Origin of the sequence: Xanthobacter sp. (assembly GCF_041911315.1) — a bacterium.
Lineage (GTDB): Bacteria > Pseudomonadota > Alphaproteobacteria > Rhizobiales > Xanthobacteraceae > Xanthobacter > Xanthobacter aminoxidans.
In genome coordinates this window covers 58,326-84,705 of the sequence record NZ_JAYRPE010000039.1, presented here as the reverse complement: position 1 = coordinate 84,705, position 26,380 = coordinate 58,326, and the positions used below count along the sequence as shown (strand labels likewise).

Genomic DNA, 26,380 nt, shown 5'->3' with positions numbered 1-26,380 from the left:
GCCGGCGCGGCGATGGCGGCGGCGAGTAGGGCGCGGCGGCTGGGCGCGCCGGGACGGAGCGGTGGCGTCTGCATGGCGGTCCCCCTGCGGGCGGCTTTGTGCAGCCCGTGGCGATGTGGTGAAGTGCCGGCGGGAGGAGCCTAGGCATGGGCACGCGGCCCCGCTTGTACGAACGTGCTGCGACGGGGACGGCGGGCCTCGGGCCGCTCTGGTTCCTGGACGAAGGCCGGACCTTCTTCGCCGGGCCGCTCGTCTACAATGCCCCGCACCAGCACGGCGCCCCGGTGTTCCTCGCCGGTCTCTACGGGCCGTTCGGGCTCAGGGTCCAGGGCGGCAACTGGCAGGCGTGCCGCACCGCGCTGGTGCCGGCCGGGGTGGTGCACGAGCTGGACGTGGGCGGCGAGCCCATCGCCGTCTTCTATCTGGAGCCGAGCGTGGACGGCGCCCATGCGCTGGCGCCTCTGGTGGCCAATGCGCGGGAGGAGCAGGGCGCCCTCTTCGGCGGTGGGGGCGGGTTGCCGCTGCTGCGCGAACTGTGGGAGGCACCGGACGCGGCCGGCTGGGCCGGCGCGGCCCTGACCGATGTGGTGGATGTCTCCCGCCGGCGCGCCCGTGCCGGGCTTGATCCCCGCATCCAGCGAGTGGCGGCGGCGATGACCGATGCGGAGCGCGTGCCGGAGCTTGCCGCCCTCGCCCGCAAGGTGGGCCTGTCTCCCTCCCGCCTGCAGCACCTGTTCACGGCCGAGATGGGCGTGCCGTTCCGCCGCTATCGCGCCTGGGGCCGGATGCGGCGGGCCATCGGCGAGATCGCCGCCGGCAGCAGCTTCACCGCCGCCGCTCATGCCGCCGGCTTTGCCGATCAGGCGCACTTCACCCACGACTTCCGCCGCACCTTCGGCGCGGCGCCCTCCCAGAGCCTGCGCGGCGTGCGCCTGTGATCGCCCGTCAGCCCACCCAGTCGAGGCCGATGTCGAGGATGGGCGCGCTGTGGGTCAGCCAGCCCACGGAGATGAGGTCCACGCCCGACGCTGCGATGGCTGGCGCCGTCTCGCGGTTCACCCGGCCCGAGGCCTCGGTGAGCATCCGCCCGCCGACCATGCGGACGGCTTCGGCGAGGGTGGCGGGGGTCATGTTGTCGAGCAGCACCGCATCGGCGCCGAGCGTCAGCAGTTCTTCCAGCTGGGCGAGGGTGTCCACCTCCACCTCGATCTTGACCATGTGACCGGCGCGGGCGCGCACGCGCCTCACCGCCTCGGCCACCGAGCCGGAGATGGCGACGTGGTTGTCCTTCACCAGGACTGCATCATCGAGGCCGAAGCGGTGGTTGGCGCCACCGCCGGCGCGCACGGCGTATTTCTCCAGCGCGCGCAGGCCGGGCGTGGTCTTGCGGGTGCAGACGATCTGCGCCTTGTGGCCCGCCACCGCATCCGCGAGCGAGGCGGTCGCCGTGGCGATGCCGGAGAGGCGGCAGGCGAGGTTGAGGCCGGTGCGCTCGCCGGTGAGGAGCGCGCGGGAGGGGCCTTCCACTTCGGCGAGCACGGTGCCCGGGGCAACGCGCGAACCGTCCGCCACCACGGGCGTGAAGCGCACGTCCGGGTTCAGCAGGCGGAAGGCGAGGCGGGCGCAGTCGAGGCCCGCCACCACGCCGTCCTGACGGGCGGCGAGCACGAGGCGGCTGATGTGTCCGGCCGGCACCACCGCATCGGTGGTGATATCCCCGGCGCGGCCGAGATCTTCCAGCAGCGCGGCGCGGACGATGGGCTCCACCATCAGTTCGGGGAGCGGGTCGAGGGCGGCCATGGCGGCTCCGTTCGATGGGATCATTTCCCCGTTTCGCGGAACAGGGAAATGATCCACGTTATTGAGTTGACGCATTTTCTTCACGCGAACCGGTACCCACTTCGCTCGAAAATGCTTTAGGCGAAGGCGAGGTCCGGCACGCGCACGCGCCGGGCGGCGGCGAGCGCCGCGGGGAGGGTGATGCGCGAGCGCCGGGCGACCGGCGCGGTCTGCGGAAAGTCGGTGCGCGCATGGGCGCCACGGCTTTCGGTGCGGGCGAGGGCCGAGGCCGCCATCATCAGGCCGACGCGGGCCGGGGCGGCGGCGGGGCCTGAGCCTTCGGCCAGCGGCAGCAGGCGGGCGAGCGCCGCCGTCAGCCCCTCCGCATCGCGGGTGACGCCGACGAGGCGGGAGACGATGGCGCGGGCCGGAGCCGCATCCGCCGCAGGGGGCAGCGAGGACACAGCGGACGCGATCGCGCGCCCCGCCGCCTGCCCGGCGATGCTCTGCGCCACCTCCCGCCCGCACACCACCGCTTCCAGCAGGGAGTTGGAAGCGAGGCGGTTGGCGCCGTGCAGGCCCGTGGCGGCGCATTCCCCCGCCGCCCAGAGGCCGGGGACGGTGCTCCGCCCATGCGCATCCACGGCAATGCCGCCCATGTGGTAGTGCGCAGCGGGGCGGATGGGCACGAGATCGGTGGCCGGATCGATGCCGGCGGCGCGGCAGCCGGCCGCCACCTGCGGGAAGCGGGTGGCGAAGCGCGCGCCGAGGCTGGCGCGGGCATCGAGGAATACGTCGCGACCCGCCACGACTTCGCGCCAGACGGCACGGGCCACCACATCGCGCGGAGCCAGTTCCTTCCCCGGCACGTTCTCCAGAATGCGCCGGCCAGCGCCGTCCACGATGAGCGCGCCTTCCCCGCGCACCGCCTCGCTGATGAGGGGGAGCGGGCGGGCGGGCGTCGCCAGCGCGGTCGGGTGGAACTGCACGAACTCAAGGTCCGCCAGCTCCGCGCCCGCCTCCGCGGCCAGCGCGATTCCCACGCCCCAGGAGGCGACGGGATTGGTGGTGTGTTCGTAGAGCGCGCCGACCCCGCCCGTCGCCAGCACGAGGCGGCGTGTGGCGAGCACCCGCGCGCCTTCGGCCGTGGCCACGAGCAGGCCGCAGACGTCTCCGTCGCGCATCAGGATGCGCCGCGCCTCGCCCTCGACGAGGGTGATGGAGGGGCAGGCGCGCGCGGCCTCGGACAAGGCGCGCACCAGCTCGCGCCCCGTGCCGTCGCCATCCGCATGGACGATGCGGCGCCGGCTGTGGGCGGCTTCGAGGCCGAGCAGCAGGCCGCCGGCCGCGTCGCGATCGAAGCGCACGCCGAGGCGCTCCAGCGCCGCGATGGAGTCCGGCCCGGCGGAGAGGATGCGGCGGGCGGCCTCGGCATCGCAGAGACCGTCGCCCGCCGCCAGCGTGTCTTCGAGGTGGAGGGCGTCATCGTCGTCCAGCCCGACGCTTGCGGCGATGCCGCCCTGCGCCAGCGGGCTGGAGCCGTCCGTGCCGAGGGGCGCGCGGGTGAGGAGCACCACCGGCTCGGGGGCGAGGAAGAGGGCCGCGGCAAGCCCGGCGATGCCGGCGCCGACGATGACGGGCCGGCCGTCCATAGCGTTTTCAAGCGAAGTGGATACCGGTTCGCGTGAAGAAAACGCGTCGAAGCCGTAGAGAAGGTCCCCGGTCATAGCGCCAGCATCCGCTCGACCGAGGCGCGGGCGCGCGCGGCGATCTCGGGGTCGATGGTGACTTCGTGGAGATTGTTCTCCAGCGCGGCCCGGATGTTGCGGAGCGTGATCTTCTTCATGTGCGGGCAGAGATTGCAGGGGCGCACGAAGTCGATGTCGGGATAGTGGACCGCCACGTTGTCGGCCATGGAGCATTCGGTGAGCAGCACCACGCGGGGCGGGCGCTTCTCGCTCACATAGTCGCTCATGGCGGCGGTGGAGCCGGCGAAATCGGCTTCCGCCACCACTTCCGGCGGGCATTCCGGGTGGACCAGCACGGTGACGCCGGGATTGGCCGCGCGCAGCTCGCGCACGTCGGCGGCGGTGAACAGCTCGTGCACCTCGCACTGGCCGGCCCAGGAGATGATGTCGATGCCGGTCTCGGCGGCGACATTCTTCGCCAGATACTGGTCCGGCAGCATGATGACCTTCGGCACGCCGAACGACTTCACCACCCGCGCCGCATTGCCCGAGGTGCAGCACACGTCCACCTCGGCCTTCACGGCGGCGGACGTGTTCACATAGGCGATCACCGGCACGCCGGGATGGGCGGCGCGCATGAGGCGCACGTCGGCGGCGGTGATGGAATCGGCCAGCGAGCAGCCGGCGTCCTGATCCGGGATCAGGACGGTCTTGCCCGGGTTCAGCAGCTTCGCCGTCTCGGCCATGAAGTAGACGCCGGCCAGCACGATCACGTCCGCATCCACCCGCATGGCCTCGCGGGCCAGCGCCAGGCTGTCGCCCACGATGTCGGCGACGCAGTGGAAGATTTCCGGCGTCTGGTAGTTGTGCGCGAGGATGACGGCGTTGCGCTCGCGCTTCAGCCGGAGGATCGCCTCCGCATCCTCGGCGAGGAAGGCCCAGTCGGCAGGCGGCACCACCCGGCGGACCTTCTCGTAGAGCGGCGCCGTGCGGGCGAAAGCCGCCGCGAGGGCATCCGGAGTGGGAGAAACGGGGGCGGCGGAAAGGGTGGATGCGACCATTGTCTATACTCAGTTTGAGCATATGTTGGGCATATGCTTATCCTGAGCATAAGTCTTGTCAAGAGCGTGCGAGGGGCAATTTCGTTCCGGCGAAGGCCCGCTCCTCCACCACCGCATGGCGGAAGCGGAAGAGTTTTGCAGGCCGGCCAAGGGTTTCGGTGGTGGCGCCGCCGGCTTCCTCCACCAGTTCCTGCTGCTCCATCAGCCGGCGAAAATTCTGCTTGTGCAGCGTCCGCCCGGCGATGGCCTCCACGCAGCGCTGCAGCTGGAGCAAAGTGAAGGTGGGCGGCATCAGCTCGAACACCACCGGGCGGTATTTTATCTTGGCCCTGAGCCGCGCGATGGCGGTGGCGAGGATGCGCCGGTGGTCGGCGATCATGGCCCGTCCGGCCCCCGCGGCCTCCGCGTGCCCCTCACGGCGCAGCCGCTCGGCGACGATGCCGGCCTCGAAGAGCAGCTCGTAGCGCTGGAGGGTCAGCTCCTCGTTCCAGGCCGCGCCGTCGAGCCCGAAGCTGAGGGCGGCCCGCTGGCGGCGGTGGCTGCGCTCGGCCACCGAGGGAGCCGCCTCGGCCCAGGCGGCGAGGGCCGGCGCCAGCGTTCCGGCGATGACGGGCGGCGGGCCGTCGCGATGGTCCTCCCACGGGAAGTATTCATACCAGCCGTGCCACTCGGCGGCGCCAGCCGTGGCCGCCTGCTCGCGGGCGAGGCCGAGATAGGAGATGGAGATGGTGCGCGCGGCGCTCTCCGCCCCGGCGCGGTCCTTGTCGGCGAAGGTGTAGAGCTGCTCGAGATAGCCGAGCGGATGGTGGGTGCGCTGCTCCACCCAGTCGCGCAGGCCCTGCTGGAGGGAGCGATGCGCCAGCTCGAACGGGCCGGAGGGCAGGGCCGAGCCGTGCTCCACCGTCATCACCCGCGGCTCGCCGCCGGTCACGGCCGCGAGCACGGCGATGAGGTCGACGACGACGGATCGGCTGGCGGACTTCGGCATGAAGCTCCCGGAGGCGGTGGGCTGGGCAGTGGGCGGGCCGTGGTCTGGGTCGCGGGGGAGCCAACCGCCCGCACTGTCCCGGATATCACGGCCGCGCCGGGCTGCGAAGGCGCACCGCGCCCGCACCCCGCACCACTTCAGGGGGGCTCAGGCCGATTGCACCACCGGCCGGGCGATGGCGAGGCGCACGCCGTCCTTGCCCTGCTGCTTCACCTCGTACATGGCCGTATCCGCGAGGCGGATCAGCTCGGTCTCGTCGGTGGTGTGGCGCGGATAGAGCGCGATGCCGATGCTGGCGCCGACGCTGACCGTGTAGGCCTGATCGTTGTAGGAGACGATATAGGGCTCGCGCAGCACTTCACACAGGCGCTGGCCCTGGGCGTGGGCGGCATCGCCCTCGGCGAGGTCCACCATGATGACGGCGAATTCGTCGCCCGACAGGCGGACGGCGAAATCCTCCTGCCGCAGGTTGCCGCGCAGCCGGTTGGCGATCGCGCACAGCAGCTTGTCGCCCACCCCGTGGCCGTGCCGGTCGTTGACCTGCTTGAAGCCGTCGATGTCGATGTAGAGCAAAGCGAATTCCCGCCCGTGGCGCTGCGCCTGGGCGCGCGCGCGGGTCAGGTGCTCCACGAACAGGATGCGGTTGCCGAGGCCGGTCAGGGCATCGTGGGTCGCCATGTGGCGGATCTGCTTCTCGACCCGGCGGCGCTCCTCGATCTCGATCTCCAGCTGCCGGTTGCGCTTCTCCAGCTCCTCCAGCGCGCCCTTGAGGCGCAGCTTGGAGATGTGCAGGTCGAGGAAGACCGTGACCTTGGAGAGGAGCACGGCGTCGTTGATGGGCTTGGCGATGTAGTCCACCGCGCCGAAGGTGTAGCCCTTCAGCCGGTTGATGTCGTCGTGATAGGCCGCGGTCACGAACACGATGGGCACGTCGCAGGTGGCCGGGTCGTTGTTGAGGAGGGCGGCCACCTCGAACCCGTCCATATCGGGCATCTGCACATCGAGCAGGATGAGCGCGAAGCGGTGGTCGAGGCAAAGCGCGAGCGCCTCGTTGCCGGAATGGGCCTCGTAGATCTCGGCCTTCACGGGGGCGAGCAGGCGGCGCATGCCGACAAGATTGGCGCGCACGTCGTCGACGACGAGAATCTTGGGCAGATCGGCCATGCTCATTCGGCCATCCTCGGTCGCAAGTGCCCGCTCAAGTCTCCGCGCGGGTTACGGCCGAACGCCGTGAGCGCCTCGGCAAGCACGGCCAGCGGGGCGCAGAGGTCCGCTCCGGCGCGCTGAAGCGCGGCCAGCGGCATGGTATCGACCTCGGCTTCCGACGGCTCCTGCACGAAGGCACGGCCTCCCAGTTCGCGAATGCGCTTCAGTCCCTCCGCCCCGTCGCTGCTGGCGCCGGTGAGGACCACTCCAGCCAAAGCGTCACCGTAGGCCTCGGCGGCGCTGGCGAACAGAACGTCAATTGCAGGACGCGAATAGCACACCCGCGGGTCCACGGAGAGTGAAAAACAGCGGTCCCGCCCCACTTCCAAGTGGTACCCGCTAGGGGCGACATGGACAAGGCCACCCGCAAGGGGGCAGCGCTCCTGCGCGAGAATGACGGCCCGCCCCGAAAGACGGGCGAGGATGGCGGGCAGCAGGTCCGGCCCGTCCGCCCCCACGTGGTTGACCACCGCGATGCCGACGTCCGGCTCCGGATCGAGCGCGGCGAGCAGCCGGCCGAGGGCGGGAGGCCCGCCCGCCGACGCGCCGATGACGATGGCGCGGGCTGCGGGCCGCATGCCCGGGGTGAACGCGCCCGGGGGGAAAGGGTCGGGGGATGGTTCCATCGCCCGCCCGTCCTTCCCGTCAGCGCCGCGGCCGGTTCACGGCGTCACAGCCAGGGCTGCTCGGCGCCCTTGGTGGTCTCGTACTGGTCGATGGCCGGCGCCTTCTGGAGGGTGAGGCCGATGTCGTCCAGCCCCTCGACCAGGCAGCGCTTGCGGAAGGGGTCGATCTCGAACTTGACCACGCCGCCGTCGGGGCCGCGGATTTCCTGGGCCGGCAGGTCGATGGTGAGGGTGGCGTTCGCGCCGCGCTCGGCGTCATCGAACAGCTTGTCCAGGTCGTCCTTGGAGACGACGATGGGCAGAATGCCGTTCTTGAAGCAGTTGTTGTAGAAGATGTCCGCGAACGACGTGGAGATCACGCAGCGGATGCCGAAGTCCAGCAGCGCCCACGGCGCGTGCTCGCGCGAGGAGCCGCAGCCGAAATTGTCGCCGGCGACGAGGATCTTGGAAGAGCGGTAGGCCGGCTGGTTCAGCACGAAGGCGGGGTTCTCGGCGCCGTCGTCGAGATAGCGCATCTCGGAGAACAGGCCCTTGCCGAGGCCGGTGCGCTGGATCGTCTTCAGATACTGCTTGGGGATGATCATGTCGGTGTCGACATTGACCAGCTTCATCGGCGCCGCGACGCCCTCCAGGACCGTGAACTTCTCCATGGGACCTTCTGCCTTATCCGTCTGCCGGGTCTCGGGTACCGGGCCTCGGTGGCTGAAACCCGGCGGCGCAGCCCGTGTCTATGGCGCGCCGGACGCACCCCGCAGGGCGCGTCCGTAGCGGTCATCCATAACAGGCACGCCGCGCCTTGCACAGCGCCTTGGCCCCGCCGGCGCGCGCGTCAGGGGGCGAGACGCTCCGGCAGCATGCGCTTCAGCACGTCGTCCTTCAGCACGACGTGATGGAGCACGGCGGCGGCCGCGTGCAGCAGGGCCAGCACGATCACGGCGTTGGCCATCAGCTCGTGGATCTCCTGCACCTGCTTGCCCAGGTCGCGGTTGACCGCGATGGGCGAGGGGATGGTGAAGAGCGAGAAGAAGGACACCGCATTGCCGCGCAGGAAGGCGAGATAGACGCCGAGCGCGAGCGTGGCGATGAGCGCGAGGTAGAGCAGACCGTGCACGATGTGCGAGGCGATGGCCACCGGCCGGCTGATCTGCGTCGAGGCCGGCGGGTTGCGGCCGAAGATGCGCACGGGAATGCGCACCGCCACCAGCGCGATGAGCAGGAGGCCGACCGAGATGTGGACCCACCACACCATGCCCCGTGCCGGCGTTCCCCGCGCGAAGAACTGTTCCAGGTAGGTCACGCCGAACGCCGTGAAGACGGCGATGGCGGTGAGCCAGTGCAGGGCGCGCAGGGCCGGCCCGTAACGGGTCATGCGAGGATCGACAGGCATGGAGGTCTCCTTTTTGGAGTCATTCTAGAAAGCGCTGCCGCTGGGTCCAGTGCCAAGGTAGTGTTTTGCCTGCGGTCAATTGGCCCGGTCCTCGATGGCCTCCATGTCATCGTCGCTGAGGCCGAAATGATGCCCGATCTCGTGCACCAGCACGTGGGTGACGACGTCGCCGAGGGTTTCCTCGTTCTCCGCCCAGTAATCGAGGATGGGGCGGCGATAGAGGAACACCATGTTGGGCATCTGCCCGGTCTGGGCCACCGCCCCGCCCTGCGCGCGGCCGATGCCGTGGAACAGGCCGAGCAGGTCGAACGGCGTCTCGGCGCCGAGCTCGTCCAGCACCTCGTCGGTGGGAAAGTCCTCCACCTTGATGACGAGGCCCTGGCACAGGGCGCGGAACGAGTCCGGCAGGGCGGCGAAGGCCTCCTGCGCCAGCTGCTCCAGTTCCTCCAGCCCGGGGGCCTCCACATCGTGCCATCGGCTCTTCGACGGTACGCTGCTCAACGACATGCTTCCCCTCCTGCCGGTTACATCCGCGTTACTTCATTTTGCAGCGCAACATCACGAACCGCTGAAGTCGTCGCCGGGGTGGCCGGTCCGGTGACTTCCGCGCGCCCGGCGTCACGGACCCGTGACTTTCCTGAACACTTCGTTAACGCAAGCATCAAAAAGGGTTCAGGGTGACTTGGTTAAGGAACTCTTAATCCCCCTGCATCGTTGTCGGTGCAGAACGGGATCTTACGGGATCTGGGAGTAAAGCCATGCTTCGCAAGCTTGCTGTCACGGGCGCTCTGGTGTCCATCCTTGGTATCGCTGCGTTTTTCGCCCCCCACGAGGCCAGCGCCGCTTCGGTCGCGACGGTCGTGGGCGCGGTCTTCTGAGTCAGCGGAAGATTGTGCGGGCCTTTTGTGCCCCGGTCGATCACGCGATTGTGATGAAGTTGGAGCCGGTTCAAAGTTGCTCGTCTCATGGATGCAACAGCTCCGATTTGTCTTCGCAGGTGCGAAATGCACCGCGGGGACGGGACGTGGCGCGCCGCAAAGGCTTGCCGCGAGGGAATTTCATGCGCTTGAGCGCAGCGGGCCGTACGCCCACCGGCGGGCTTGGTGATTCGCGGAAGGTGATCCGCGCAAGTCTGGCCTGACGGTCCCGGCGCGCCTGACGCTCATTCCGTCGCCGCCCGCACCAGTTCCTCCTCCGCCTCGGCGAGCAGCGCCTCGTTGGCGTCGCCGCCCACGCTCTCCCGTCCGATCTCCAGCAGCACCGGCACGGCCAGCGGCGACACGCGCGGCAGCGGCTGGTGCACCACATGCCCGCGGATGCGCGCCAGCATTTCCCCCAGCCGCTTCACATCCAGCAGCCCGGTTGCCGCGTCCGCCCGCGCCGCGCGCAGCAGCAGGTGGTCCGGCTCGTGCCGGCGCAGCACGTCATAGATGAGGTCGGTGGAGACCGTGACCTGCCGGGAGGTCTTCTCCTTACCCGGAAACCGCCGCTCGATGAGTCCGGCGATGACGGCGCAATGGCGGAAGGTCCGCTTCATCAGCGCGCTTTCGGCCAGCCACGCTTCCAGATCGTCGCCCAGCATGTCCTGATCGAACAGGTCATCCAGCGACAGCCGCCTCTGGCTGATGGCCGCCCCCATGTCGCCGGCGGCATAGACGGCGAGGGCATAATCATTGGCGACGAAGCCCAGCGGCTTCAGCCGCGCCCGCTCCAGCCGGCGGGTCAAAAGCATGCCCAGCGTCTGATGGGCGAGCCGGCCCTCGAACGGGTAGGTGACGAGGTAGTAGCGCCCCGACCGCTCGAAGGTCTCCACCAGCAGATCATCCCGGCCCGGCAGGCGGGACTTGGCCTTCTGCAGTTCCAGCCAGTCGCGCACCTGCGGCGGCAGGGCGGCCCAGCGCTCCGGTGCGGAGAGCAGCGCCCGCACCCCGGCCGCCAGGAAGGTGGAGAGGGGGAACTTGCCGCCCGCATAGGCCGGCACCTTCGGCTCGGTGGCGGTGGTGCGCGAGACATAGACCTCGTCCTCCACCAGCACTTCGTAGCGCAGGATTTCCCCGGCGAAGACGAAGGTGTCGCCCGGCACCAGGGTCTCGACGAAATACTCCTCCACCTCGCCCAGCAGCCGCCCGCCGAACCGCACCCGCCCGGCGACGCCGGTCTTGGCTGCGCCGCGCGCCGACACAAGGCGCACCTTCAGCATGGAGGCTTCCACGATGGTGCCCACGTTCAGCCGGTAGCCTTGGGCGATCATGGGATTGGCGACGCGCCACAGCCCGTCCTTGGTGCGGCGGATCTTGGCGTAGCGCTCATAGGCGCGCAGCGCGTAGCCGCCGGTGGCGACGAAATCGAGCGCCGCATCGAAGTCTTCGCGGGACAAGGTGCGGTAGGGCGCGGCGGAGCGCACCTCGGCATAGAGCGCATCAGCCGAGAAGGGCGCGGCGCAGGCCATGCCGAGGATGTGCTGGGCCAGCACGTCGAACGCGCCTTCCCGCTCGGGCGGGGTGTCCTGCGCGCCCGCCTTCACCGCCTCCAGCGCGGCCCGGCATTCCAGCACTTCGAACCGGTTGGCGGGGACCAGCACGGCGCGGGAGGGCTCGTCCAGCCGGTGATTGGCGCGGCCGATGCGCTGCATGAGGCGGGAGGCGCCCTTGGGCGCGCCCACATTGATGACGAGATCCACGTCGCCCCAGTCGATGCCGAGGTCGAGGGACGAGGTGGCCACCACGGCCTTCAGTTTCCCCGCCGCCATGGCCGCCTCCACCCGCCGCCGCTGCTCCACCGCGAGGGAGCCGTGGTGGAGCGCGATGGGATAGTTGAGGTCGTTGATGCGCCAGAGTTCCTGAAACAGGAATTCGGCCTGCCAGCGGGTATTGACGAAGACGAGGGACAGCTTGTTGGCGCCGATCAGCTCGTAAATCTCGGCGAAGGCGTGCTGCGCCGTGTGGCTCGCCCACGGCATGCGCGCCCGGCTCTCCAGCATGGAGATGTCCGGCGCCGCCCCGCCCGCCGCGATCACCAGATCGGCGAGCGCGGGCTCGGCCGCATCCTCGGAGTCGTTGTGATTTTGCGGCACCAGATAGCGCCTGAGGTCGTCCGGCTCCGCCACGGTGGCGGAGAGGCCGACGCATTGCAGGCCGGGGGCGATGGCGCGCAGCCGCGCGAGGGCGAGGGACAACAGGTCGCCGCGCTTGGAGGTGACGAGGGCGTGCAGTTCGTCCAGCACCACGCGCTTGAGGCCGGAGAAGAGGTGCTCCGCATCCTTCGAGGCGAGCAGCAGGGAGATCTGCTCCGGCGTGGTCAGGAGGATATGCGGCGGGTCGCGCCGCTGGCGCTGGCGGCGCGAGGCGGGCGTGTCGCCGGTGCGGGTCTCCACGCGGATGTCGAGCCCCATCTCCTCCACCGGGGCTTCCAGATTGCGCGCGATGTCCACCGCCAGCGCCTTCAGCGGCGAGATATAGAGCGTGTGCAGCGGCGATTCCGGCCGCTCCGCCTGCCAGCGGGCGAAGGGCACGGCCGCCGCGCCGGTGTCTGTTTCAGGGGTTTCGGCCACCGGGGCGGCGGCCTTGCGGATCTTCGCCTTCGGGCGGCTCAGCTCGATCAGGGTCGGCAGGAAGCCGGCCAGCGTCTTGCCGGCGCCGGTGGGCGCGATGAGCAGCACCGAGTGGCCGCTCTCGGCGGCGGCGATGAGGTCGAGCTGGTGCGCCCGCGGCGTCCAGCCCCGCGTGCGGAACCAGCCGGCGAACGGCTCGGGAAGGGCGGATGCCCCGGACGGTGTCGCGCTGCGCGCCTTGCTCGCTCTGGCCACGGGGGAAAGATAGGGCGCCCGGCGCCGTTCCGCGATGCCCCCGGAGCGACGACGATCCTTAATCGGCCGTCAACCAACGCGGGGGCATGGTGCGGGAAATGTCCCGTCCCGGAGTATGCGTCCCATGATGTCGCGCGCCGACCGCACCGTCTTGAGCGAATGGTGGTGGACGGTGGACCGCGCCCTGCTGGCAAGCCTCTGCGGGCTGATGGTGATCGGCATCATCCTGTGCCTCGCCGCCAGCCCGGCGGTGGCCGCCCGCCTCAACATCGCCGACCCGTTCCACTTCGTGAACCGGCAGGTGCTGTTCCTCCTTCCCGCCGCGGTGGTGATGATCGCCACCTCCTTCATGTCTCCGCGCACCATCCGGCGTACCTGCGTCGTGGTGTTCGGCGTGTTCTTCGTGCTGCTGCTGGCGACGCTCGTGTTCGGGCCGGAGGTGAAGGGCGCGCGGCGCTGGCTCACCATCGCCGGCATCACCGTGCAGCCGTCCGAATTCATCAAGCCGGCCTTCGTCATCCTCGCCGCCTGGCTGTTCGCCGAAAGCACCAAGCGGCCGGAAATGCCGGCGACCCTGTTCGCCTTCCTCCTGCTTGGCAGCGTGCTCGGCCCGCTGGTGAAGCAGCCGGACTTCGGCCAGAGCCTGCTGATCTGTCTCGTCTGGTCGTCCCTGTTCTTCCTCGCCGGCCTGCGCTGGATCTGGATGGTGGGGCTCGTCGGCGTCGGCGCGGGCGGCGGCTTCATCGCCTACATGACCGTGTCCCACGTGCAGAAGCGCATCAACCGCTTCCTCAATCCCGATTCCGGCGACACCTACCAGATCGATGCGGCGCTGAACTCGTTCAGGAGCGGCGGCTGGTTCGGCACCGGGCCGGGCGAGGGCACCATGAAGCGGATGCTCCCGGACGGCCACACCGACTTCGTGTTCGCGGTGGCGGGCGAGGAGTTCGGCATCATCCTGTGCCTCATCATCCTCGCCCTGTTCGCCTTCATCCTGCTGCGCTCGCTCTCGCGCGCCTCGAAGGAGAGCGATCCCTTCACCCGCTTCGCCATCACCGGCCTCGCGCTGCTGTTCAGCCTGCAGGCCTCCATCAACATGGCGGTGAACGTCCATATCGCGCCGGCCAAGGGCATGACGCTGCCCTTCATCTCCTATGGCGGCTCCTCGCTCATCTCCATCGCCTTCGGCATGGGGATGCTGCTGGCCCTCTCGCGCAAGCGGCCCGGTGCCGCGGCGCTGGCGCGGCTCAGCGAGGGCCATGGCGCCGATCCGCGCCGGGGCGAGAGCCTCGCCCGCCCGGTGTCGCCGCCCGCTGCGGTGCCCGATCCGGCCTGATCGCGCGGCGCGCGGACGCGGAACCGCCGCATTGCCGGGGCACTGCGGCACGCTGCCTGATGCTTCGGCCGCTCCGTGGCCCGAGGGGATAATGTGACCGATCTCGTCCTTCTCGCCGCCGGCGGCACCGGCGGCCACCTGTTTCCGGCCGAGGCGCTGGCCGCCGTGCTGACCCGGCAGGGCTTCACGGTGGATCTCGCCACCGACGCCCGCGCCGCCCGCTATGCCGGGCACTTCCCGGCGCGCGAGCTGCATGTGCTGCCGGCCGACACGGTGCGCGGGCGCTCCCCCATCTCGCTCGCCCGCACCGGCTTTGCGCTGGCCTCCGGCTTCGTCTCCAGCCTCGCCCTGCTGCGCCGGGTGAAGCCGGTGGCTGTCGTGGGTTTCGGCGGCTATCCCACCGTGCCGCCGCTGCTGGCGGCGAGCTTTTCCGGCGTGCCGAGCATCGTGCACGAGGCGAACGGCGTGATGGGCCGGGCCAACCGGATGCTGGCGCGCCGCGTCACCGCCATCGCCACCGGCTTTCCCGGCGTGGTGGATGCCGATCCCGCGCTGAAGGCCAAGGCGGTGTGGACCGGCAATCCCCTGCGCCCCGCCGCCATCGCGGCTGCTGCGGCGCCCTATGACCCGCCCGTGCCCGGTGGCGACCTCCATCTGCTCATCTTCGGCGGCAGCCAGGGGGCGCGGGTGATGTCCGATGTGGTGCCCGAGGCCATCGCGCGGCTCGGCGCCGATCTCAGGGGCCGCCTCGTCCTCGTCCAGCAGGCGCGGGAGGAGGATCTGCAACGGGTGCAGGACACCTATGCCCGGCTCGGCGTCCGAGCCGAGGCGAAGACCTTCTTCGACGACCTGCCGGCGCGCATGGCGCGCGCCCATCTCGTCATCTCCCGCTCCGGTGCCGGAACGGTGGCCGAGCTTGCCGCCACCGGCCGGCCCTCCATCCTCGTGCCGCTGCCCCATGCGCTGGACCAGGACCAGGCCGCCAACGCCCGCACCCTCGCCGAGGTGGGCGCGGCTTTGGTGCTGCGGCAGGTGGAATTCGAGCCGGACCGGCTGGCGCTGGAACTCAATACCTTTGCCGCCGAACCCGCATCATTGACGCGGATGGCCGATCGGGCCAGAAGCCAGAGCGTGCTTGACGCTGCCGAGCGGCTGGGCGGTCTCGTCCGGCATCTGGCGGGCGGCGGCGCGGTCGCAACCTTCAGGGGAAACAGCGCATGAAGCTGCCGTCCGGCCTCGGCTCCATCCACTTCGTCGGCATCGGCGGCATCGGCATGAGCGGCATCGCCGAGGTGCTGCACAATCTCGGCTACGAGGTGCAGGGCTCGGACGTGGCCGACAGCGCCAACGTGAAGCGCCTGCGCGAGCGCGGCATCAAGGTGATGATCGGCCACGCCGCCGCCAACGTGGACGACGCCGACGTGGTGGTGGTCTCCTCCGCCATCAAGCGCGACAATCCCGAACTGATGGCGGCCCGCGCCAAGCGCCTGCCCGTGGTGCGCCGCGCCGAGATGCTGGCCGAGCTGATGCGGCTGAAGAGCTGCGTCTCCATCGCCGGCACCCACGGCAAGACCACCACCACCTCGCTGGTGGCGGCCCTGCTCGACGCCGGCAACTTCGACCCCACCGTCATCAACGGCGGCATCATCAACGCCTACGGCACCAACGCCCGCCTCGGCGACGGCAACTGGATGGTGGTGGAGGCGGATGAGAGCGACGGCACCTTCCTGAAGCTGCCCACGGAAGTCGCCATCGTCACCAATGTGGACCCCGAGCACCTCGACCACTTCAAGACCTTCGACAAGGTGCAGGAGGCGTTCAAGGCGTTCGTGGAGAACGTGCCCTTCTACGGCTTCGCGGTGATGTGCATCGACCATCCGGTGGTGCAGGCGCTGGTGGGCCGCATCGAGGATCGGCGCGTCATCACCTATGGCGAGAACCCGCAGGCCGACGTGCGCCTGGTGGACGTGGACCTCAAGGGCGGCGTCACCAAGTTCGGCGTGGTGTTCCGCAATCGCGCGGGCGAGACCGTGCACGAGATCCGTGGCCTGCGCCTGCCCATGCCCGGCAAGCACAACGCGCTGAACGCCACCGCCGCCATCGCCGTCGCCCACGAGCTGAAGGTGCCGGACGAGAAGATCATTGAGGCGCTGTCCCAGTTCGGCGGCGTGAAGCGGCGCTTCACCCGCACCGGCGAGTGGAACGGCGTGACCGTGTACGACGATTACGGCCACCACCCGGTGGAGATCGCCGCCGTGCTCAAGGCCGCCCGCGCGGCGAGCGAGGGGCAGGTGATCGCCGTGGTGCAGCCGCACCGCTACAGCCGCCTCGCCTCCCTCTTTGACGAATTCTGCACCTGCTTCAACGATGCCGACCATGTGGTGGTGGCGCCGGTCTACACCGCCGGCGAGGCGCCCATCGAGGGCGCGGACCGGGACCATCTGGTGCAGGGCCTCATCGCCCACGGCCATCGCTCGGTGACGGCGCTGGACGGGCCGGAGCAGCTGGCCGGCATCGTCGCCGGGCTGGCGAAGCCGGGGGACTATGTGATCTGCCTCGGCGCCGGCTCCATCTCGGGCTGGGCCTATGCGCTGCCGGCAGAGTTGCAGGCGCTGAAACCTGCAGCCTGAAGGGGTTGAGCTGAAATATGAGGTCGTCACTGGCTTCTGCCGCGGGGTGATCTGCGTATAGACTGGTCGAAGCAATGCCGGGCCGGGGGGCATCGGCAGCGCAGGGGGCCAGTGGCTTGGGGCAGGCAGCGGCGGCGGCACTGCGGCGGGACGGGCCTTCGCGCTCGGCGCTCGGCGTCCGGGGGGACGGGTCATGAGCCTGTCCGTCCTGTTCTTCAGCACACTTGATGTGCGCACCCTCTTCCGCCTCATGTCCCTGGCGGACTTCGTGGTCTGCCTGCTGCTGCTCGGCTATCGCGAAACGGGGACCAAGCAGCGGCTCATCCGCCGCTTCGTGTGCGCCCGGGTGCTGCACGGTGTTGCCTGCATCCTCATCAGCCTGCGCGGCGACATCTCCAGCCTCGTCTCGGTCTATGTGGCCAATGTCACCATTTTCTTCAGTTTCGCGCTGGAGGTCTCGACCATTGTCGACACGCGGGAGCACCGGCGCGGCGTCACCCGGCTGCTCTTCGGCGTCGCGACGCTGGGCAGCGTGGTCTTCGTCCTCGCAGCCACCACGCCGGGGCTTTACGTGGGCTACGCCGCGATCATCATCAGCGCGCTGTTCGGCATCGCGTTCGCGGCACTGGCGGGGGATGGGGAGGGCTCGCGCCTCCAGCGCATCATCGCCGGCTTCTACCTGCTCGTGTCGCTCGCCTTCCTGATGCGGGCCTATGCCGGCTTCGGCGCCGGGATGGGGGTGTTCGATGCCCCGCCGGCGCTGTCGTTGGGGCTTCTGGTGATGTTTGGCTATTGCGTGGGTGCGGGGGTCGGCTTCCTCCTGCTGCTGAAGGAAGACGTGGACCGCCGCCTGCTGGTCGCCGCGACCATCGATTCCCTCACCGGCATCCTCAACCGCCGTGCCTTCTTCGAGGCCGCGCGCGAGCGGCTCGCGCGGGCGGCGGGCCGCGGCGAACCGGCCAGCCTGCTGCTGGTGGACATCGACCACTTCAAGCGCGTGAACGACACGTTCGGCCATCCGGCCGGTGACGAGGTGCTCGCCGCCGTCACCGAGCGCCTGCACCGCGCGCTGCGCGCCCACGATCTCTTCGGCCGGGTGGGCGGGGAGGAGTTCGCGGTGCTGCTGCCCGAGGCGGAAGCGGAGGCCATCGTGGTGGCGGAGCGGATGCGGCGTGCGGTGCGCGGGCTGACCACGCCGGCGACGTCGCACCTCGATTGCAGCGTCTCCATCGGCTGCGCCAGCATCGCCGCCGGAGAGCGCGCCACCATCGAAACCCTGTTCCGGCGCGGTGACGCTGGCCTCTATGCCGCCAAGCGCGCCGGCCGCAACCGCGTGGTGGCGGCCGGGGCGGACCTCGCGACGGTGGAGATGACTGCGCAGATGGCTGGGATGCCTGCGGCGCCGCGGCCGCTTGATGGCGCGGCGCTGTCCTTTGCAAATGAAGAGGGCCGCGGCGTGCCGCGGCCCTGAGATCGTCCCTGATGGCGCGGAAGGGCGCGCCTCACTTCTTCGGCAGGGCCTCGAGCACGTCCTCGAAGGTCCGAAGGCCGGTGCGGGGGGCGTTCACCAGCACCGCCATGTTGCCGGGGGCATGCTGGTTCTTCCACATCTTGGTGTGCGCCTCGGGGATGCGGTCCCACGGGAACACTTCCGACATGCAGGGGTCCACGCGCCGGTCGATGATGAACTGGTTGGCGGCGGAGGCCTGCTTGAGGTGGGCGAAGTGGGAGCCCTGGATGCGCTTCTGGCGCATCCACACATAGCGGGCGTCAAACGTGATGTTGAAGCCGGTGGTGCCGGCGCAGAACACGATCATGCCGCCGCGCTTGCCCACCAGCGTCGACACCGGGAAGGTGCTCTCGCCGGGATGCTCGAACACGATGTCCACGTCGCGCTTGCCGGTGATGTCCCAGATGGCCTTGCCGAACTTGCGGGCTTCCTTGAGCCAGTCCGCATATTCCGGCGAGTTCACCTTGGGCAGCTGGCCCCAGCACTTGAAGTCCTTGCGGTTGATGACGCCCTTGGCGCCGAGGCCGAGCACGTAGTCGCGCTTGGTCTCGTCGGAGATGACGCCGATGACGTGCGCGCCGGAGGCGGCGGCGAGCTGCACGCCGAACACGCCGAGGCCGCCCGAGGCGCCCCACACCAGCACATAGTCGCCCGGCTTCACGTCATGGGGCGGATGGCCGAACAGCATGCGGTAGGCGGTGGCCATGGTGAGGGTGTAGCAGGCGCTTTCTTCCCAGGTGAGGTGCTTGGGGCGCGGCATCAGCTGGCGCGCCTGCACCCGGCAGAACTGGGCGAAGGAGCCGTCCGGCGTCTCATAGCCCCAGATGCGCTGGGAGGGGGAGAACATCGGGTCGCCGCCGTTGCACTCCTCGTCGTCCCCGTCGTCCTGGTTGCAGTGGACGACCACCTCGTCGCCCACCTTCCAGCGCTTCACCTTGGAGCCCACCGCCCAGACGATGCCCGAGGCATCGGAGCCGGCGATGTGATAGGGCACCTTGTGCACGTCGAACACGGAGATCGGCTCGCCGAGGCCGGCCCAGATGCCGTTGTAGTTCACGCCCGCGGCCATCACGAGCACGAGCACGTCCTGCTCGCCCAGCTCCCAGGTGGGCACCACCTCCAGCTGGAACGACTGCTCCGGCGGCCCGTGGCGGTCGCGGCGGATGGCCCAGGCGTACATGTTGGCGGGCACGTGACCAAGGGGCGGAATCTCGCCGAGCTCATAAAGGTCCTTCACCGGTCCCTCGTTCGTATTGGCGGCTGCCGTCTGGGCCATGGCTGTCGTCCTCTCCTGGTGTGGACCGTTCGGTCGCGTCGTTAAGTCCCTATCTCGCAATGCAGCGTAGCAGAGAAAAAATCCAAGGCGATAGTCATTCTCAACCCCGACATTCGGCCATGCGGCGCTGCGGCACAGGACAATGAACGCCCAAGACCCCGCTGGAGTTTCCCCGCTGGCGTTTCCGGCCGCGCTGGCGTTTCCGGCGGCGGCGGGCCCCGCTAGAGTGGCGGTGTTCCGCGCCGGACGGCCGGCGCCGACACAAGGGGATGGGAGAAGTTCATGGGCATCATCTGGATGATCATCGTCGGGGCGGTCGCCGGCTTCCTGGCGGGCCAGCTCTTCCAGGGCTACGGCTTCGGCCTGGTGGGCAACATCGCCGTGGGCATCGTCGGCGCCATCATCGGCGGCTTCCTGTTCGGCGGCGTGATCCTCGTGGGCGGCGTGATCGGACAGATCATCTCCGCGACCATCGGCGCGGTGATCCTCCTGTTCGTCATCTCGCTGGTGAAGCGCTAGAGCGCGATCCGATCACGTTGGGACAACTTGATCGGTGAATCGCCCTCTAAGTCGAAAAAAGAGAACGCGTGCTCCGATCTGATCGCGACGCAATCAGATCGGCGCGTGCTCTAGCGCCAAGCCCCGCCGCCGGCCCGTGCTGCGCCATCGTTCCGGGGCAGCATGGGCCGGGCGGGCGCGCGATTTCGCGGCGCTTTTCAGGAGGCCTTCTGGGCGTCCTCACGCTGGAAGGAGATGCCGCATTTCTTCTGGATCGAGACCTGCTCGATGGCGTCCATCTCGCCCTTGAGCCGCGCCAGTTCCGCGGTCTGCGCATCGTCGCCGCCGACCAGAAAGGCGGCGGGCCAGAAGATGACCACGGCCACGGTGGTCGCCACCGCATCGCTGGTCGCCCGGTTGTTCTGCGCTCCGGTCAGGGCGATGGCGCGGGCCGATATGCGCTCGGCTTCCTGCGCGAGCTGCTGGCAGCTGTAGCTCTGGAACTGCATCGGCGAGACATAGGCCGCCGAGACCTTGTCGGCCGATTTCGCGCATGCGGCGGTCGCCAGCGCCGCCATGAGAACCACCACCTGCCGCACCCCAGTCCCCCCGGATCCGAAACGGGTGGAAGGCTAGCATCAATACAATCAAAACGAGAAATTATTTAGAAATGCAATCAGCGCGTTTGACGCGACGGTTGAGACGGGCGCCCGATTCGGGGCGCCCTGCGCGGGTCGGCCGCCCTCCGGTATTGGAAAAATTTCCCATCGACGGCGCGCGCATTGCGACGCACAATCGCGGCAAATATCCAAAAGCGATGGATGGGGATTAGGAAATGGTGCTCCGCGACAAACCCTGGCTCTTCCGCACCTATGCGGGGCATTCCACCGCCGCGGAATCCAACAAGCTCTATCGCTCCAACCTCGCCAAGGGACAGACCGGCCTCTCCGTCGCCTTCGATCTGCCGACCCAGACCGGCTACGACAGCGACCATCCCCTCGCCCGCGGGGAAGTGGGCAAGGTCGGCGTTCCCATCTCCCACCTCGGCGACATGCGCACCCTGTTCCAGGGCATCCCGCTCGCCGAGATGAATACCTCCATGACCATCAACGCCTGCGCGGCGTGGCTGCTCTCGCTCTACATCGCCACGGCCGACGAGCAGGGCGCGGACCGCACCCGGCTCCAGGGCACGACGCAGAACGACATCATCAAGGAATACCTCTCGCGCGGCACCTATGTGTTCCCGCCTGCGCCCTCCATGCGGCTCACCAAGGACACCATCATCTTCACCACCGAGCATCTGCCCCGGTGGAACCCGATGAACGTGTGCTCCTACCATTTGCAGGAAGCCGGGGCGACGCCGGTGCAGGAGCTGGCCTTCGCGCTGGCCAACGCCATCGCCATCCTCGACACGGTGAAGAAGTCGGGCGAGGCGGAAGGCGCCGTGTTCGGCGAGGTGGTGGGGCGCATCTCCTTCTTCGTGAACGCGGGCATGCGGTTCATCACCGAGATGTGCAAGATGCGCGCGTTCGTGGACCTCTGGGACGAGATCTGCGTCAACCGCTACGGCATCACCGACGCCAAGCAGAAGCTGTTCCGCTACGGCGTGCAGGTGAACTCCCTCGGCCTCACCGAGCAGCAGCCCGAGAACAACGTCTACCGCATCCTCCTGGAGATGCTGGCCGTCACCCTCTCCAAGAAGGCCCGCGCCCGCGCGGTGCAGCTCCCCGCCTGGAACGAGGCGCTGGGCCTGCCGCGCTCGTTCGACCAGCAATGGTCACTGCGGATGCAGCAGGTGGTGGCCTACGAGACCGACCTGCTCGAATACGGCGACATCTTTGACGGCTCCACCGAGATCGCCAAGAAGGTGGAGGAGCTGAAGGCCGAGGCGCGCGAGGAACTGGCCCGCATCGAGGGCATGGGCGGCGCCGTCGCGGCCATCGAGAATTCCTACATGAAGCAGCAGCTGGTGGAGTCCAACACCCGGCGCCTCGAGAATATCGAGCGCGGCGACCAGGTGGTGGTGGGCGTCAACCGCTGGACCGAGAGCGAGCCCTCGCCGCTCACCACGGGCGAAGGTGCCATCCTCACCGTGCCGGAGGGCGTCGAGGCCGAGCAGATCGCGCGGCTTCAGGCGTGGCGCGAGGCGCGCGACGCCAAGGCCGTGGACGCGGCGCTGGCGGACCTCAAGAGCGCGGCCCAGGAAGGCCGCAACATCATGGAGCCCTCCATCGTCTGCGCCAAGGCGGGCGTGACGACGGGCGAGTGGGGCACCTGCCTGCGCGAGGTGTTCGGCGAATACCGCGCCCCCACCGGCGTCGGCCGCGCCGCCCGGGTGGACACGCAGGGCCTCGAGGAGGTGCGCAAGAATGTGGATGCGGTCTCCGAGAAGCTTGGCCGCCGCATCAAGTTCCTCGTCGGCAAGCCGGGCCTCGACGGCCATTCCAACGGTGCCGAGCAGATCGCCGTGCGCGCCCGCGACTGCGGCATGGAAGTCGTCTACGAGGGCATCCGCCTGACCCCGGCCGAGATCGTCAACGCCGCGCTGGAAGAGAGCGTCCACGTGGTGGGCCTCTCCATCCTCTCCGGCTCCCACGTGCCGCTGGTGCGCGACGTGATGGAGCGGATGCGGGCGGAAGGCCTCTCCGACGTGCCGGTGGTGGTGGGCGGCATCATCCCGCCGGAGGACGAGGCCCAGCTCAAGGGCTTCGGCGTCGCCGCCGTCTACACGCCGAAGAATTTCGAGCTGAACCGGATCATGGCGGACATCGTGACCATCGTGGATCGCGAGGCCCAGAAGGCGGCGTGATCCACGCGTGATGCACCGGGCGCGGCCTGTTCAATCCGGCGGCGCCCGGTTCTAGATTGTCCCCGGTCCGGGCTCGGCGTCCCGGGTATGGGGGCGAGCATGAGGACGGTTCTCGTCGCGGCATTCTGTGCGGCCATGGGGCTGGGCGCGACCGACATCGCATGGGCGGCCGAGGCGCCGCCTCCGCCCGCCGCTGCACCACCTGTCGCTGCACCTGCCGCGCCCCCACCCGCTTCAGCCGAAGCTCCCGCGCCCGTGGCCGCGGCTCCCGCCTCCAATCCCTATGCCGGCCTGCCGAAGGTGGTGGCCAAGGCGGTGAAGGAGCTGGAGGCGGCCTGTCGGGCGGAGGAGGGAACGCCCAAATGGAACCCGAAGACCGTCTTTGACGTGGTGAACGTCTCGCCGGATAGCCAGCCGGACTATCTCATCGACACCCACGCCATGGAGTGCGACGGCGGCATCACGCCGTGGATCGGCTCCGACGGCTTCCGCCACATCCTCTTCATCTCCACCGGCCCCGGCCGCTGGACCCGCGCCTTCGACCGGGGCGCGCGGGGCTTCGACATCATCGCGCCGAAGGGCGGCGGACGGCCGCAGGTGATCGTCTTCTCCCACTCGGCCTATTGCACGCGGCCGAACCCGGAGCGCTTCATGCGCTGCACCCAGATCTACGAATGGCGCCGCGGCAAGCTGCGCAAGGTCTCGGAAGAGTGGTTCGAGGGCTGAGGCGCCAGCTTTTGCTTGCAACGGCGCAATGGCGCCTTGCGCGGGCCGTGTCCATATTTGGGACAACGCCCAGCCGGGCAGGGCTCAAGACCTCCCGGCGCCAAGGAGCCTCACCATGACCATCGCCGCCCCCGCCGGCTCGACCGGCTCCCAGTCCATCCCCGCCACCGACCTGTCCGCCGGGACCGCGCCGCACGACCTCGTGCTCGGTGCCGTCAGCCTCGCCAGCCCCGACCCCGGCCGCCTGATCGCCTTCTATCGCGACCTCCTCGGCCTTGAGGTGCTGGCCGAGGGCGAGGCGACCGTGCTCGGCGCCGGCGGCAAGCCGCTGGTGGAGATCCTTTCCCGTCCTTCGGCTCCGCCGGCGCCGCGCCGGGCACCCGGACTGTTCCACATGGCGCTCCGCGTGCCGGACCGCGCCAGCCTCGCCGCGCGGCTTCTCGCGCTCAATGGGGCCGGCCTGCGCCTCGGCGCCTCCGACCATCTGGTGAGCGAGGCGCTCTATGTGGACGACCCGGACGGCAACGGCGTGGAGATCTATCGCGACCTGCCGCGCGCGGAATGGCCGCTGCAGCCGGATGGCTCCATCGCCATGCAGACGCTGCCGCTCGATCTCCAGGCTCTCGCCCGCGAGGCGAAGGTGGCGGGCGGTCCCGCCCCGGCCGGCACCGACATGGGTCACGTCCATCTCAAGGTGAACGACCTCGACGCGGCGAAGCGCTTCTGGGTGGACACGGTGGGGCTCGCCATCATGGCCCGCTATCCCGGCGCGCTGTTCGTGAGCGCGGACGGCTATCACCATCATGTGGGGCTGAACGTCTGGCAGTCGGGCGGCGCCCCGGTGCCGGCGGCGGGAACGGTGGGGCTCGACCATTTCACCGTGACGCTGGCCGCCGATGCCTTCGCGGCCCTGGCCGCCCGCCTCGCCGTGGCGGGCGTGGAAACGCAGCCGTCGAGTGACGGCGCGCTGCGGGTCGTCGACCCCTCCGGCAACGGGGTGGAGTTCCGCGCCGCAGCGTGACGCTGGGCCAGGGCTCAGCTAGGCTCGGCAGGCACCGAATCGCACATCCGCGCCGGTGCGGGCCGGGGGGCCGAAGCCATGATGTCGCTGCCGTTCTTCGGCGTGTTCCTCGCCCTTGCGGCGACGCTCATGGGCCAGCGCATGGCCGCGCTCGCGCTCTGGGTGCTCTCGGTGGCGACCATGCTGGTGCTGTTCCGCCTGCACGTCACCGATCCGCTCAACATCGCGCTGTGAGGGACGCCATGGACACCGGCCTCACCCTCGCGGACCGCTTCCGGGTGCTCAACGCGCTCGGCCTCCTCGCCGTGTCGGCGGTGCTCATCGCCGCCTTCTTCGATCAGCTCGTGTTCAACGATCTGCCGTGCCCGCTCTGCCTCTTGCAGCGGGCCGGCTTCGTCTGCGTCGCCGCCGGGCTGGCGCTGAACGTGAAGTTCGGCCCGCGCCCCTCGCACTACGCCATCATGATCCTGTCGTCGCTGGCGGGCGGGGCGGTCTCCACCCGGCAGACGCTGCTGCACATCATCCCCGGCGAGGGCGCCTATGGCGACGCCTTCTTCGGCCTGCACTTCTATGCCTGGGCGCTGGTGCTGTTCGGCGTGTGCGTGCTCGGCTCGGCCGTGCTGCTGCTGTTCGATGGGCAGTTCGAGCGGCAGTCGGCCGACGCGCGGCCCCATCGCCCGCTGCTCGGCACGGCGGCGATCGTGCTGGTGCTGCTGCTGGCGCTGGCGAACGGCGTCTCCACCATCCTGGAATGCGGCTCCGGCCTGTGCGCCGACAACCCGACCAGCTACCAGCTGATCCAGGACGGCACCCTCAACCGCCTGCTGGGCCGCTGACCTTTCGGCCGCGGCCGAAACATCTCACGACACCGCCTGAGTCATCACCCATTGTGATGCTTCACACAGTGAAATTCGATTTCCCTCATGGCTCCCCTCGGGTTAGAGGAAGGGGCCCGCAGGCCGTTACAATAAGAGGGGACGGACGGCACTCCCGGCCAACAGGTCATCACATGGCGCATCGCACAGGTGCGTCTCGGGAGAAGACATGTCCGCCACACCGGTCCGCCCCAGCCGTTTCGCCCTCTATGACGCCCCCTATGTGCTCCTGACCCTGGTGGCCCTTTTGTGGGCCATCAACCTCGTGGTGGGGCGCTACATCGCCGGGCACATCCCGCCCATCACGCTTGCCATGGTGCGCTGGATCGGCGCGACGCTCATCCTGCTGCCGTTCGCCTGGAAGCAGATCGTCCGCGATGCGCCGATCATCCGCAGGAACCTGCCGTTCCTCGTGCTGCTCGCGGCCACCGGCATCGCCTGCTACAACGCCATGAGCTATTACGGCCTGCAATATACGCAGGCGGTGAACGGCCTCTTGGTGCAGTCCACCGCGCCGCTTCTGGTCGCGGTATGGACCTTCGTGCTGTTCCGGGAAAAGCTCAGTCTCGGCCAGGCGGCAGGGGTCGTCACCTCCCTCGTGGGCGTGATGGTCATCATCAGCCACGGCGACCTCGACACCTTCCTCCATCTCAAGCCCAATATCGGCGACGTGGTCATCATCATCGCGCTGGTGATCTACGCCTTCTACGCGGCGATTCTGCGCAAGCGGCCGCCGCTCGGGCCGCTGTCCTTCCTCGCCGTCATCATGGCGCTGGGCTCGCTGCTGCTCGCGCCCTTCGCGCTCTGGGAATATCTCCACGGCCAGGTGCTGCCGCTGGACCATGTGACCTTCTTCACGCTGGCCTACGTGATGACCGGGCCGTCGCTGGTCGCCTACCTGTTCTTCAACCGGGGGGTGGAACTGGTGGGCGCGAATGCGGCGGCGCCGTTCCTGCACCTCCTGCCGGTGTTCGGCACGGCGCTCGCCATCGTCTTCCTCGGCGAGACCATGGCCTGGTACCACCTCGCGGGCTATGCGCTGGTCATCTCCGGCATCGCGCTGGCGACGCTCTCGGCGCGGCGGAGCATGGCGCAGCGCTGAGGCGGCCGGGCGGCCGGGCGGCCGGGCCTGATTTTCCTCTTCAATCCTTCTTCACCC

At 69.4% G+C, this 26,380-nt stretch carries 24 protein-coding genes; 12 read left to right on the top strand and 12 right to left on the bottom strand.

Going from position 1 to position 26,380, the window contains the following annotated elements; translation table 11 throughout:
* The first annotated feature begins 146 nt into the window (after positions 1–146).
* On the top strand, positions 147–938 hold the full coding sequence (locus tag ACE3QW_RS12495) for a helix-turn-helix domain-containing protein (protein WP_374251719.1): 792 nt from the start codon (positions 147–149) through the stop codon (positions 936–938).
* Positions 939–945: 7 nt separating this feature from the next.
* On the opposite strand, the gene nadC is transcribed toward ACE3QW_RS12495, so the two are convergent.
* The 10 genes from nadC to ACE3QW_RS12445 form a co-directional block, all read right to left on the bottom strand.
* Positions 946–1,800, bottom strand: coding sequence for a carboxylating nicotinate-nucleotide diphosphorylase (nadC, locus tag ACE3QW_RS12490; protein WP_374251718.1), 855 nt, complete (start codon positions 1,798–1,800; stop codon positions 946–948).
* A gap of 116 nt (positions 1,801–1,916) precedes the next feature.
* Complete coding sequence (locus tag ACE3QW_RS12485; protein ID WP_374251717.1) at positions 1,917–3,431, bottom strand: L-aspartate oxidase; 1,515 nt, start codon at positions 3,429–3,431, stop codon at positions 1,917–1,919.
* Positions 3,432–3,502: 71 nt separating this feature from the next.
* Positions 3,503–4,528, bottom strand: coding sequence for a quinolinate synthase NadA (gene nadA / locus ACE3QW_RS12480; RefSeq protein WP_374251716.1), 1,026 nt, complete (start codon positions 4,526–4,528; stop codon positions 3,503–3,505).
* A gap of 58 nt (positions 4,529–4,586) precedes the next feature.
* Positions 4,587–5,516 carry a hypothetical protein gene (locus tag ACE3QW_RS12475; RefSeq protein ID WP_374251715.1) on the bottom strand — a complete coding sequence of 310 codons (930 nt, stop codon included), beginning with the start codon at positions 5,514–5,516 and terminating at the stop codon, positions 4,587–4,589.
* A gap of 147 nt (positions 5,517–5,663) precedes the next feature.
* Positions 5,664–6,686, bottom strand: coding sequence for a diguanylate cyclase domain-containing protein (locus ACE3QW_RS12470; protein WP_024277171.1), 1,023 nt, complete (start codon positions 6,684–6,686; stop codon positions 5,664–5,666).
* On the bottom strand, positions 6,683–7,300 hold the full coding sequence (locus ACE3QW_RS12465; RefSeq protein ID WP_374251714.1) for a chemotaxis protein CheB: 618 nt from the start codon (positions 7,298–7,300) through the stop codon (positions 6,683–6,685). The genes ACE3QW_RS12470 and ACE3QW_RS12465 overlap by 4 nt, the downstream gene beginning before the upstream one ends.
* Positions 7,301–7,392: 92 nt before the next feature.
* Complete coding sequence (gene leuD / locus ACE3QW_RS12460) at positions 7,393–7,998, bottom strand: 3-isopropylmalate dehydratase small subunit (RefSeq protein WP_029556789.1); 606 nt, start codon at positions 7,996–7,998, stop codon at positions 7,393–7,395.
* A 179-nt stretch (positions 7,999–8,177) separates the two neighbouring features.
* Positions 8,178–8,735, bottom strand: a complete 558-nt coding sequence (locus ACE3QW_RS12455) for a cytochrome b (protein ID WP_029556790.1) — start codon at positions 8,733–8,735, stop codon at positions 8,178–8,180.
* A 75-nt stretch (positions 8,736–8,810) separates the two neighbouring features.
* Positions 8,811–9,242: a metallopeptidase family protein gene (locus ACE3QW_RS12450; RefSeq protein ID WP_374251713.1), complete on the bottom strand. Its 432-nt coding sequence runs from the start codon at positions 9,240–9,242 to the stop codon at positions 8,811–8,813.
* 655 nt (positions 9,243–9,897) lie between these two features.
* Positions 9,898–12,540, bottom strand: coding sequence for a ligase-associated DNA damage response DEXH box helicase (locus ACE3QW_RS12445; protein ID WP_374251712.1), 2,643 nt, complete (start codon positions 12,538–12,540; stop codon positions 9,898–9,900).
* A gap of 124 nt (positions 12,541–12,664) precedes the next feature.
* Here ACE3QW_RS12445 and ftsW point away from each other — a divergent pair, with 124 nt between their 5' ends.
* The 4 genes from ftsW (at position 12,665) to ACE3QW_RS12425 (ending at position 17,977) form a co-directional block, all read left to right on the top strand.
* Entirely contained in the window at positions 12,665–13,876 is a 1,212-nt protein-coding gene (ftsW, locus tag ACE3QW_RS12440) for a putative lipid II flippase FtsW (protein ID WP_374251711.1), read from the top strand.
* A 93-nt stretch (positions 13,877–13,969) separates the two neighbouring features.
* A complete protein-coding gene (gene murG / locus ACE3QW_RS12435) occupies positions 13,970–15,097 on the top strand; it encodes an undecaprenyldiphospho-muramoylpentapeptide beta-N-acetylglucosaminyltransferase (RefSeq protein WP_374251710.1) in 1,128 nt (375 codons plus the stop codon).
* The gene (gene murC / locus ACE3QW_RS12430; protein WP_029556794.1) at positions 15,094–16,506 is read left to right on the top strand and encodes a UDP-N-acetylmuramate--L-alanine ligase; all 1,413 of its coding nucleotides are present in this window, start codon (positions 15,094–15,096) and stop codon (positions 16,504–16,506) included. Before murG ends, murC begins: the two co-directional genes overlap by 4 nt.
* Positions 16,507–16,699: 193 nt before the next feature.
* Positions 16,700–17,977 carry a diguanylate cyclase gene (locus ACE3QW_RS12425; RefSeq protein ID WP_374251709.1) on the top strand — a complete coding sequence of 426 codons (1,278 nt, stop codon included), beginning with the start codon at positions 16,700–16,702 and terminating at the stop codon, positions 17,975–17,977.
* A 31-nt stretch (positions 17,978–18,008) separates the two neighbouring features.
* Here ACE3QW_RS12425 and ccrA read toward each other — a convergent pair whose 3' ends face one another.
* Positions 18,009–19,292, bottom strand: coding sequence for a crotonyl-CoA carboxylase/reductase (ccrA, locus tag ACE3QW_RS12420; protein WP_029556796.1), 1,284 nt, complete (start codon positions 19,290–19,292; stop codon positions 18,009–18,011).
* Between the two features lie 282 nt (positions 19,293–19,574).
* Here ccrA and ACE3QW_RS12415 point away from each other — a divergent pair, with 282 nt between their 5' ends.
* Positions 19,575–19,811: a GlsB/YeaQ/YmgE family stress response membrane protein gene (locus ACE3QW_RS12415; RefSeq protein WP_024277182.1), complete on the top strand. Its 237-nt coding sequence runs from the start codon at positions 19,575–19,577 to the stop codon at positions 19,809–19,811.
* A 197-nt stretch (positions 19,812–20,008) separates the two neighbouring features.
* Here ACE3QW_RS12415 and ACE3QW_RS12410 read toward each other — a convergent pair whose 3' ends face one another.
* Complete coding sequence (locus ACE3QW_RS12410) at positions 20,009–20,380, bottom strand: hypothetical protein (protein WP_245279319.1); 372 nt, start codon at positions 20,378–20,380, stop codon at positions 20,009–20,011.
* Between the two features lie 245 nt (positions 20,381–20,625).
* Between ACE3QW_RS12410 and ACE3QW_RS12405 the strand changes: the two genes are divergently transcribed.
* From ACE3QW_RS12405 to ACE3QW_RS12380, 6 genes are all read left to right on the top strand, one after another.
* Complete coding sequence (locus tag ACE3QW_RS12405) at positions 20,626–22,599, top strand: protein meaA (RefSeq protein ID WP_029556798.1); 1,974 nt, start codon at positions 20,626–20,628, stop codon at positions 22,597–22,599.
* A 99-nt stretch (positions 22,600–22,698) separates the two neighbouring features.
* Complete coding sequence (locus ACE3QW_RS12400) at positions 22,699–23,325, top strand: hypothetical protein (RefSeq protein WP_374251708.1); 627 nt, start codon at positions 22,699–22,701, stop codon at positions 23,323–23,325.
* A gap of 115 nt (positions 23,326–23,440) precedes the next feature.
* Complete coding sequence (locus tag ACE3QW_RS12395) at positions 23,441–24,346, top strand: VOC family protein (RefSeq protein ID WP_374251707.1); 906 nt, start codon at positions 23,441–23,443, stop codon at positions 24,344–24,346.
* A 78-nt stretch (positions 24,347–24,424) separates the two neighbouring features.
* Positions 24,425–24,580 (top strand): DUF5993 family protein, encoded by a 156-nt coding sequence (locus ACE3QW_RS12390; protein ID WP_029556801.1) that lies wholly within the window; start codon positions 24,425–24,427, stop codon positions 24,578–24,580.
* 8 nt (positions 24,581–24,588) lie between these two features.
* Complete coding sequence (locus ACE3QW_RS12385; protein WP_374251706.1) at positions 24,589–25,182, top strand: disulfide bond formation protein B; 594 nt, start codon at positions 24,589–24,591, stop codon at positions 25,180–25,182.
* 208 nt (positions 25,183–25,390) lie between these two features.
* Positions 25,391–26,323 carry a DMT family transporter gene (locus ACE3QW_RS12380; RefSeq protein ID WP_374251705.1) on the top strand — a complete coding sequence of 311 codons (933 nt, stop codon included), beginning with the start codon at positions 25,391–25,393 and terminating at the stop codon, positions 26,321–26,323.
* Positions 26,324–26,380: the final 57 nt, after the last annotated feature.

Excerpts from the sequence above, each read along its gene's own strand:
- ACE3QW_RS12495 (WP_374251719.1), top strand. The coding sequence starts at position 147 with ATGGGCACGCGGCCCCGCTTGTACGAACGTGCTGCGACGGGGACGGCG.
- nadC (WP_374251718.1), bottom strand. The coding sequence starts at position 1,800 with ATGGCCGCCCTCGACCCGCTCCCCGAACTGATGGTGGAGCCCATCGTC.
- ACE3QW_RS12485 (WP_374251717.1), bottom strand. The coding sequence starts at position 3,431 with ATGGACGGCCGGCCCGTCATCGTCGGCGCCGGCATCGCCGGGCTTGCC.
- nadA (WP_374251716.1), bottom strand. The coding sequence starts at position 4,528 with ATGGTCGCATCCACCCTTTCCGCCGCCCCCGTTTCTCCCACTCCGGAT.
- ACE3QW_RS12475 (WP_374251715.1), bottom strand. The coding sequence starts at position 5,516 with ATGCCGAAGTCCGCCAGCCGATCCGTCGTCGTCGACCTCATCGCCGTG.
- ACE3QW_RS12470 (WP_024277171.1), bottom strand. The coding sequence starts at position 6,686 with ATGAGCATGGCCGATCTGCCCAAGATTCTCGTCGTCGACGACGTGCGC.
- ACE3QW_RS12465 (WP_374251714.1), bottom strand. The coding sequence starts at position 7,300 with ATGCGGCCCGCAGCCCGCGCCATCGTCATCGGCGCGTCGGCGGGCGGG.
- leuD (WP_029556789.1), bottom strand. The coding sequence starts at position 7,998 with ATGGAGAAGTTCACGGTCCTGGAGGGCGTCGCGGCGCCGATGAAGCTG.
- ACE3QW_RS12455 (WP_029556790.1), bottom strand. The coding sequence starts at position 8,735 with ATGCCTGTCGATCCTCGCATGACCCGTTACGGGCCGGCCCTGCGCGCC.
- ACE3QW_RS12450 (WP_374251713.1), bottom strand. The coding sequence starts at position 9,242 with ATGTCGTTGAGCAGCGTACCGTCGAAGAGCCGATGGCACGATGTGGAG.
- ftsW (WP_374251711.1), top strand. The coding sequence starts at position 12,665 with ATGATGTCGCGCGCCGACCGCACCGTCTTGAGCGAATGGTGGTGGACG.
- murC (WP_029556794.1), top strand. The coding sequence starts at position 15,094 with ATGAAGCTGCCGTCCGGCCTCGGCTCCATCCACTTCGTCGGCATCGGC.
- ACE3QW_RS12425 (WP_374251709.1), top strand. The coding sequence starts at position 16,700 with ATGAGCCTGTCCGTCCTGTTCTTCAGCACACTTGATGTGCGCACCCTC.
- ccrA (WP_029556796.1), bottom strand. The coding sequence starts at position 19,292 with ATGGCCCAGACGGCAGCCGCCAATACGAACGAGGGACCGGTGAAGGAC.
- ACE3QW_RS12415 (WP_024277182.1), top strand. The coding sequence starts at position 19,575 with ATGGGCATCATCTGGATGATCATCGTCGGGGCGGTCGCCGGCTTCCTG.
- ACE3QW_RS12405 (WP_029556798.1), top strand. The coding sequence starts at position 20,626 with ATGGTGCTCCGCGACAAACCCTGGCTCTTCCGCACCTATGCGGGGCAT.
- ACE3QW_RS12400 (WP_374251708.1), top strand. The coding sequence starts at position 22,699 with ATGAGGACGGTTCTCGTCGCGGCATTCTGTGCGGCCATGGGGCTGGGC.
- ACE3QW_RS12395 (WP_374251707.1), top strand. The coding sequence starts at position 23,441 with ATGACCATCGCCGCCCCCGCCGGCTCGACCGGCTCCCAGTCCATCCCC.
- ACE3QW_RS12390 (WP_029556801.1), top strand. The coding sequence starts at position 24,425 with ATGATGTCGCTGCCGTTCTTCGGCGTGTTCCTCGCCCTTGCGGCGACG.
- ACE3QW_RS12385 (WP_374251706.1), top strand. The coding sequence starts at position 24,589 with ATGGACACCGGCCTCACCCTCGCGGACCGCTTCCGGGTGCTCAACGCG.
- ACE3QW_RS12380 (WP_374251705.1), top strand. The coding sequence starts at position 25,391 with ATGTCCGCCACACCGGTCCGCCCCAGCCGTTTCGCCCTCTATGACGCC.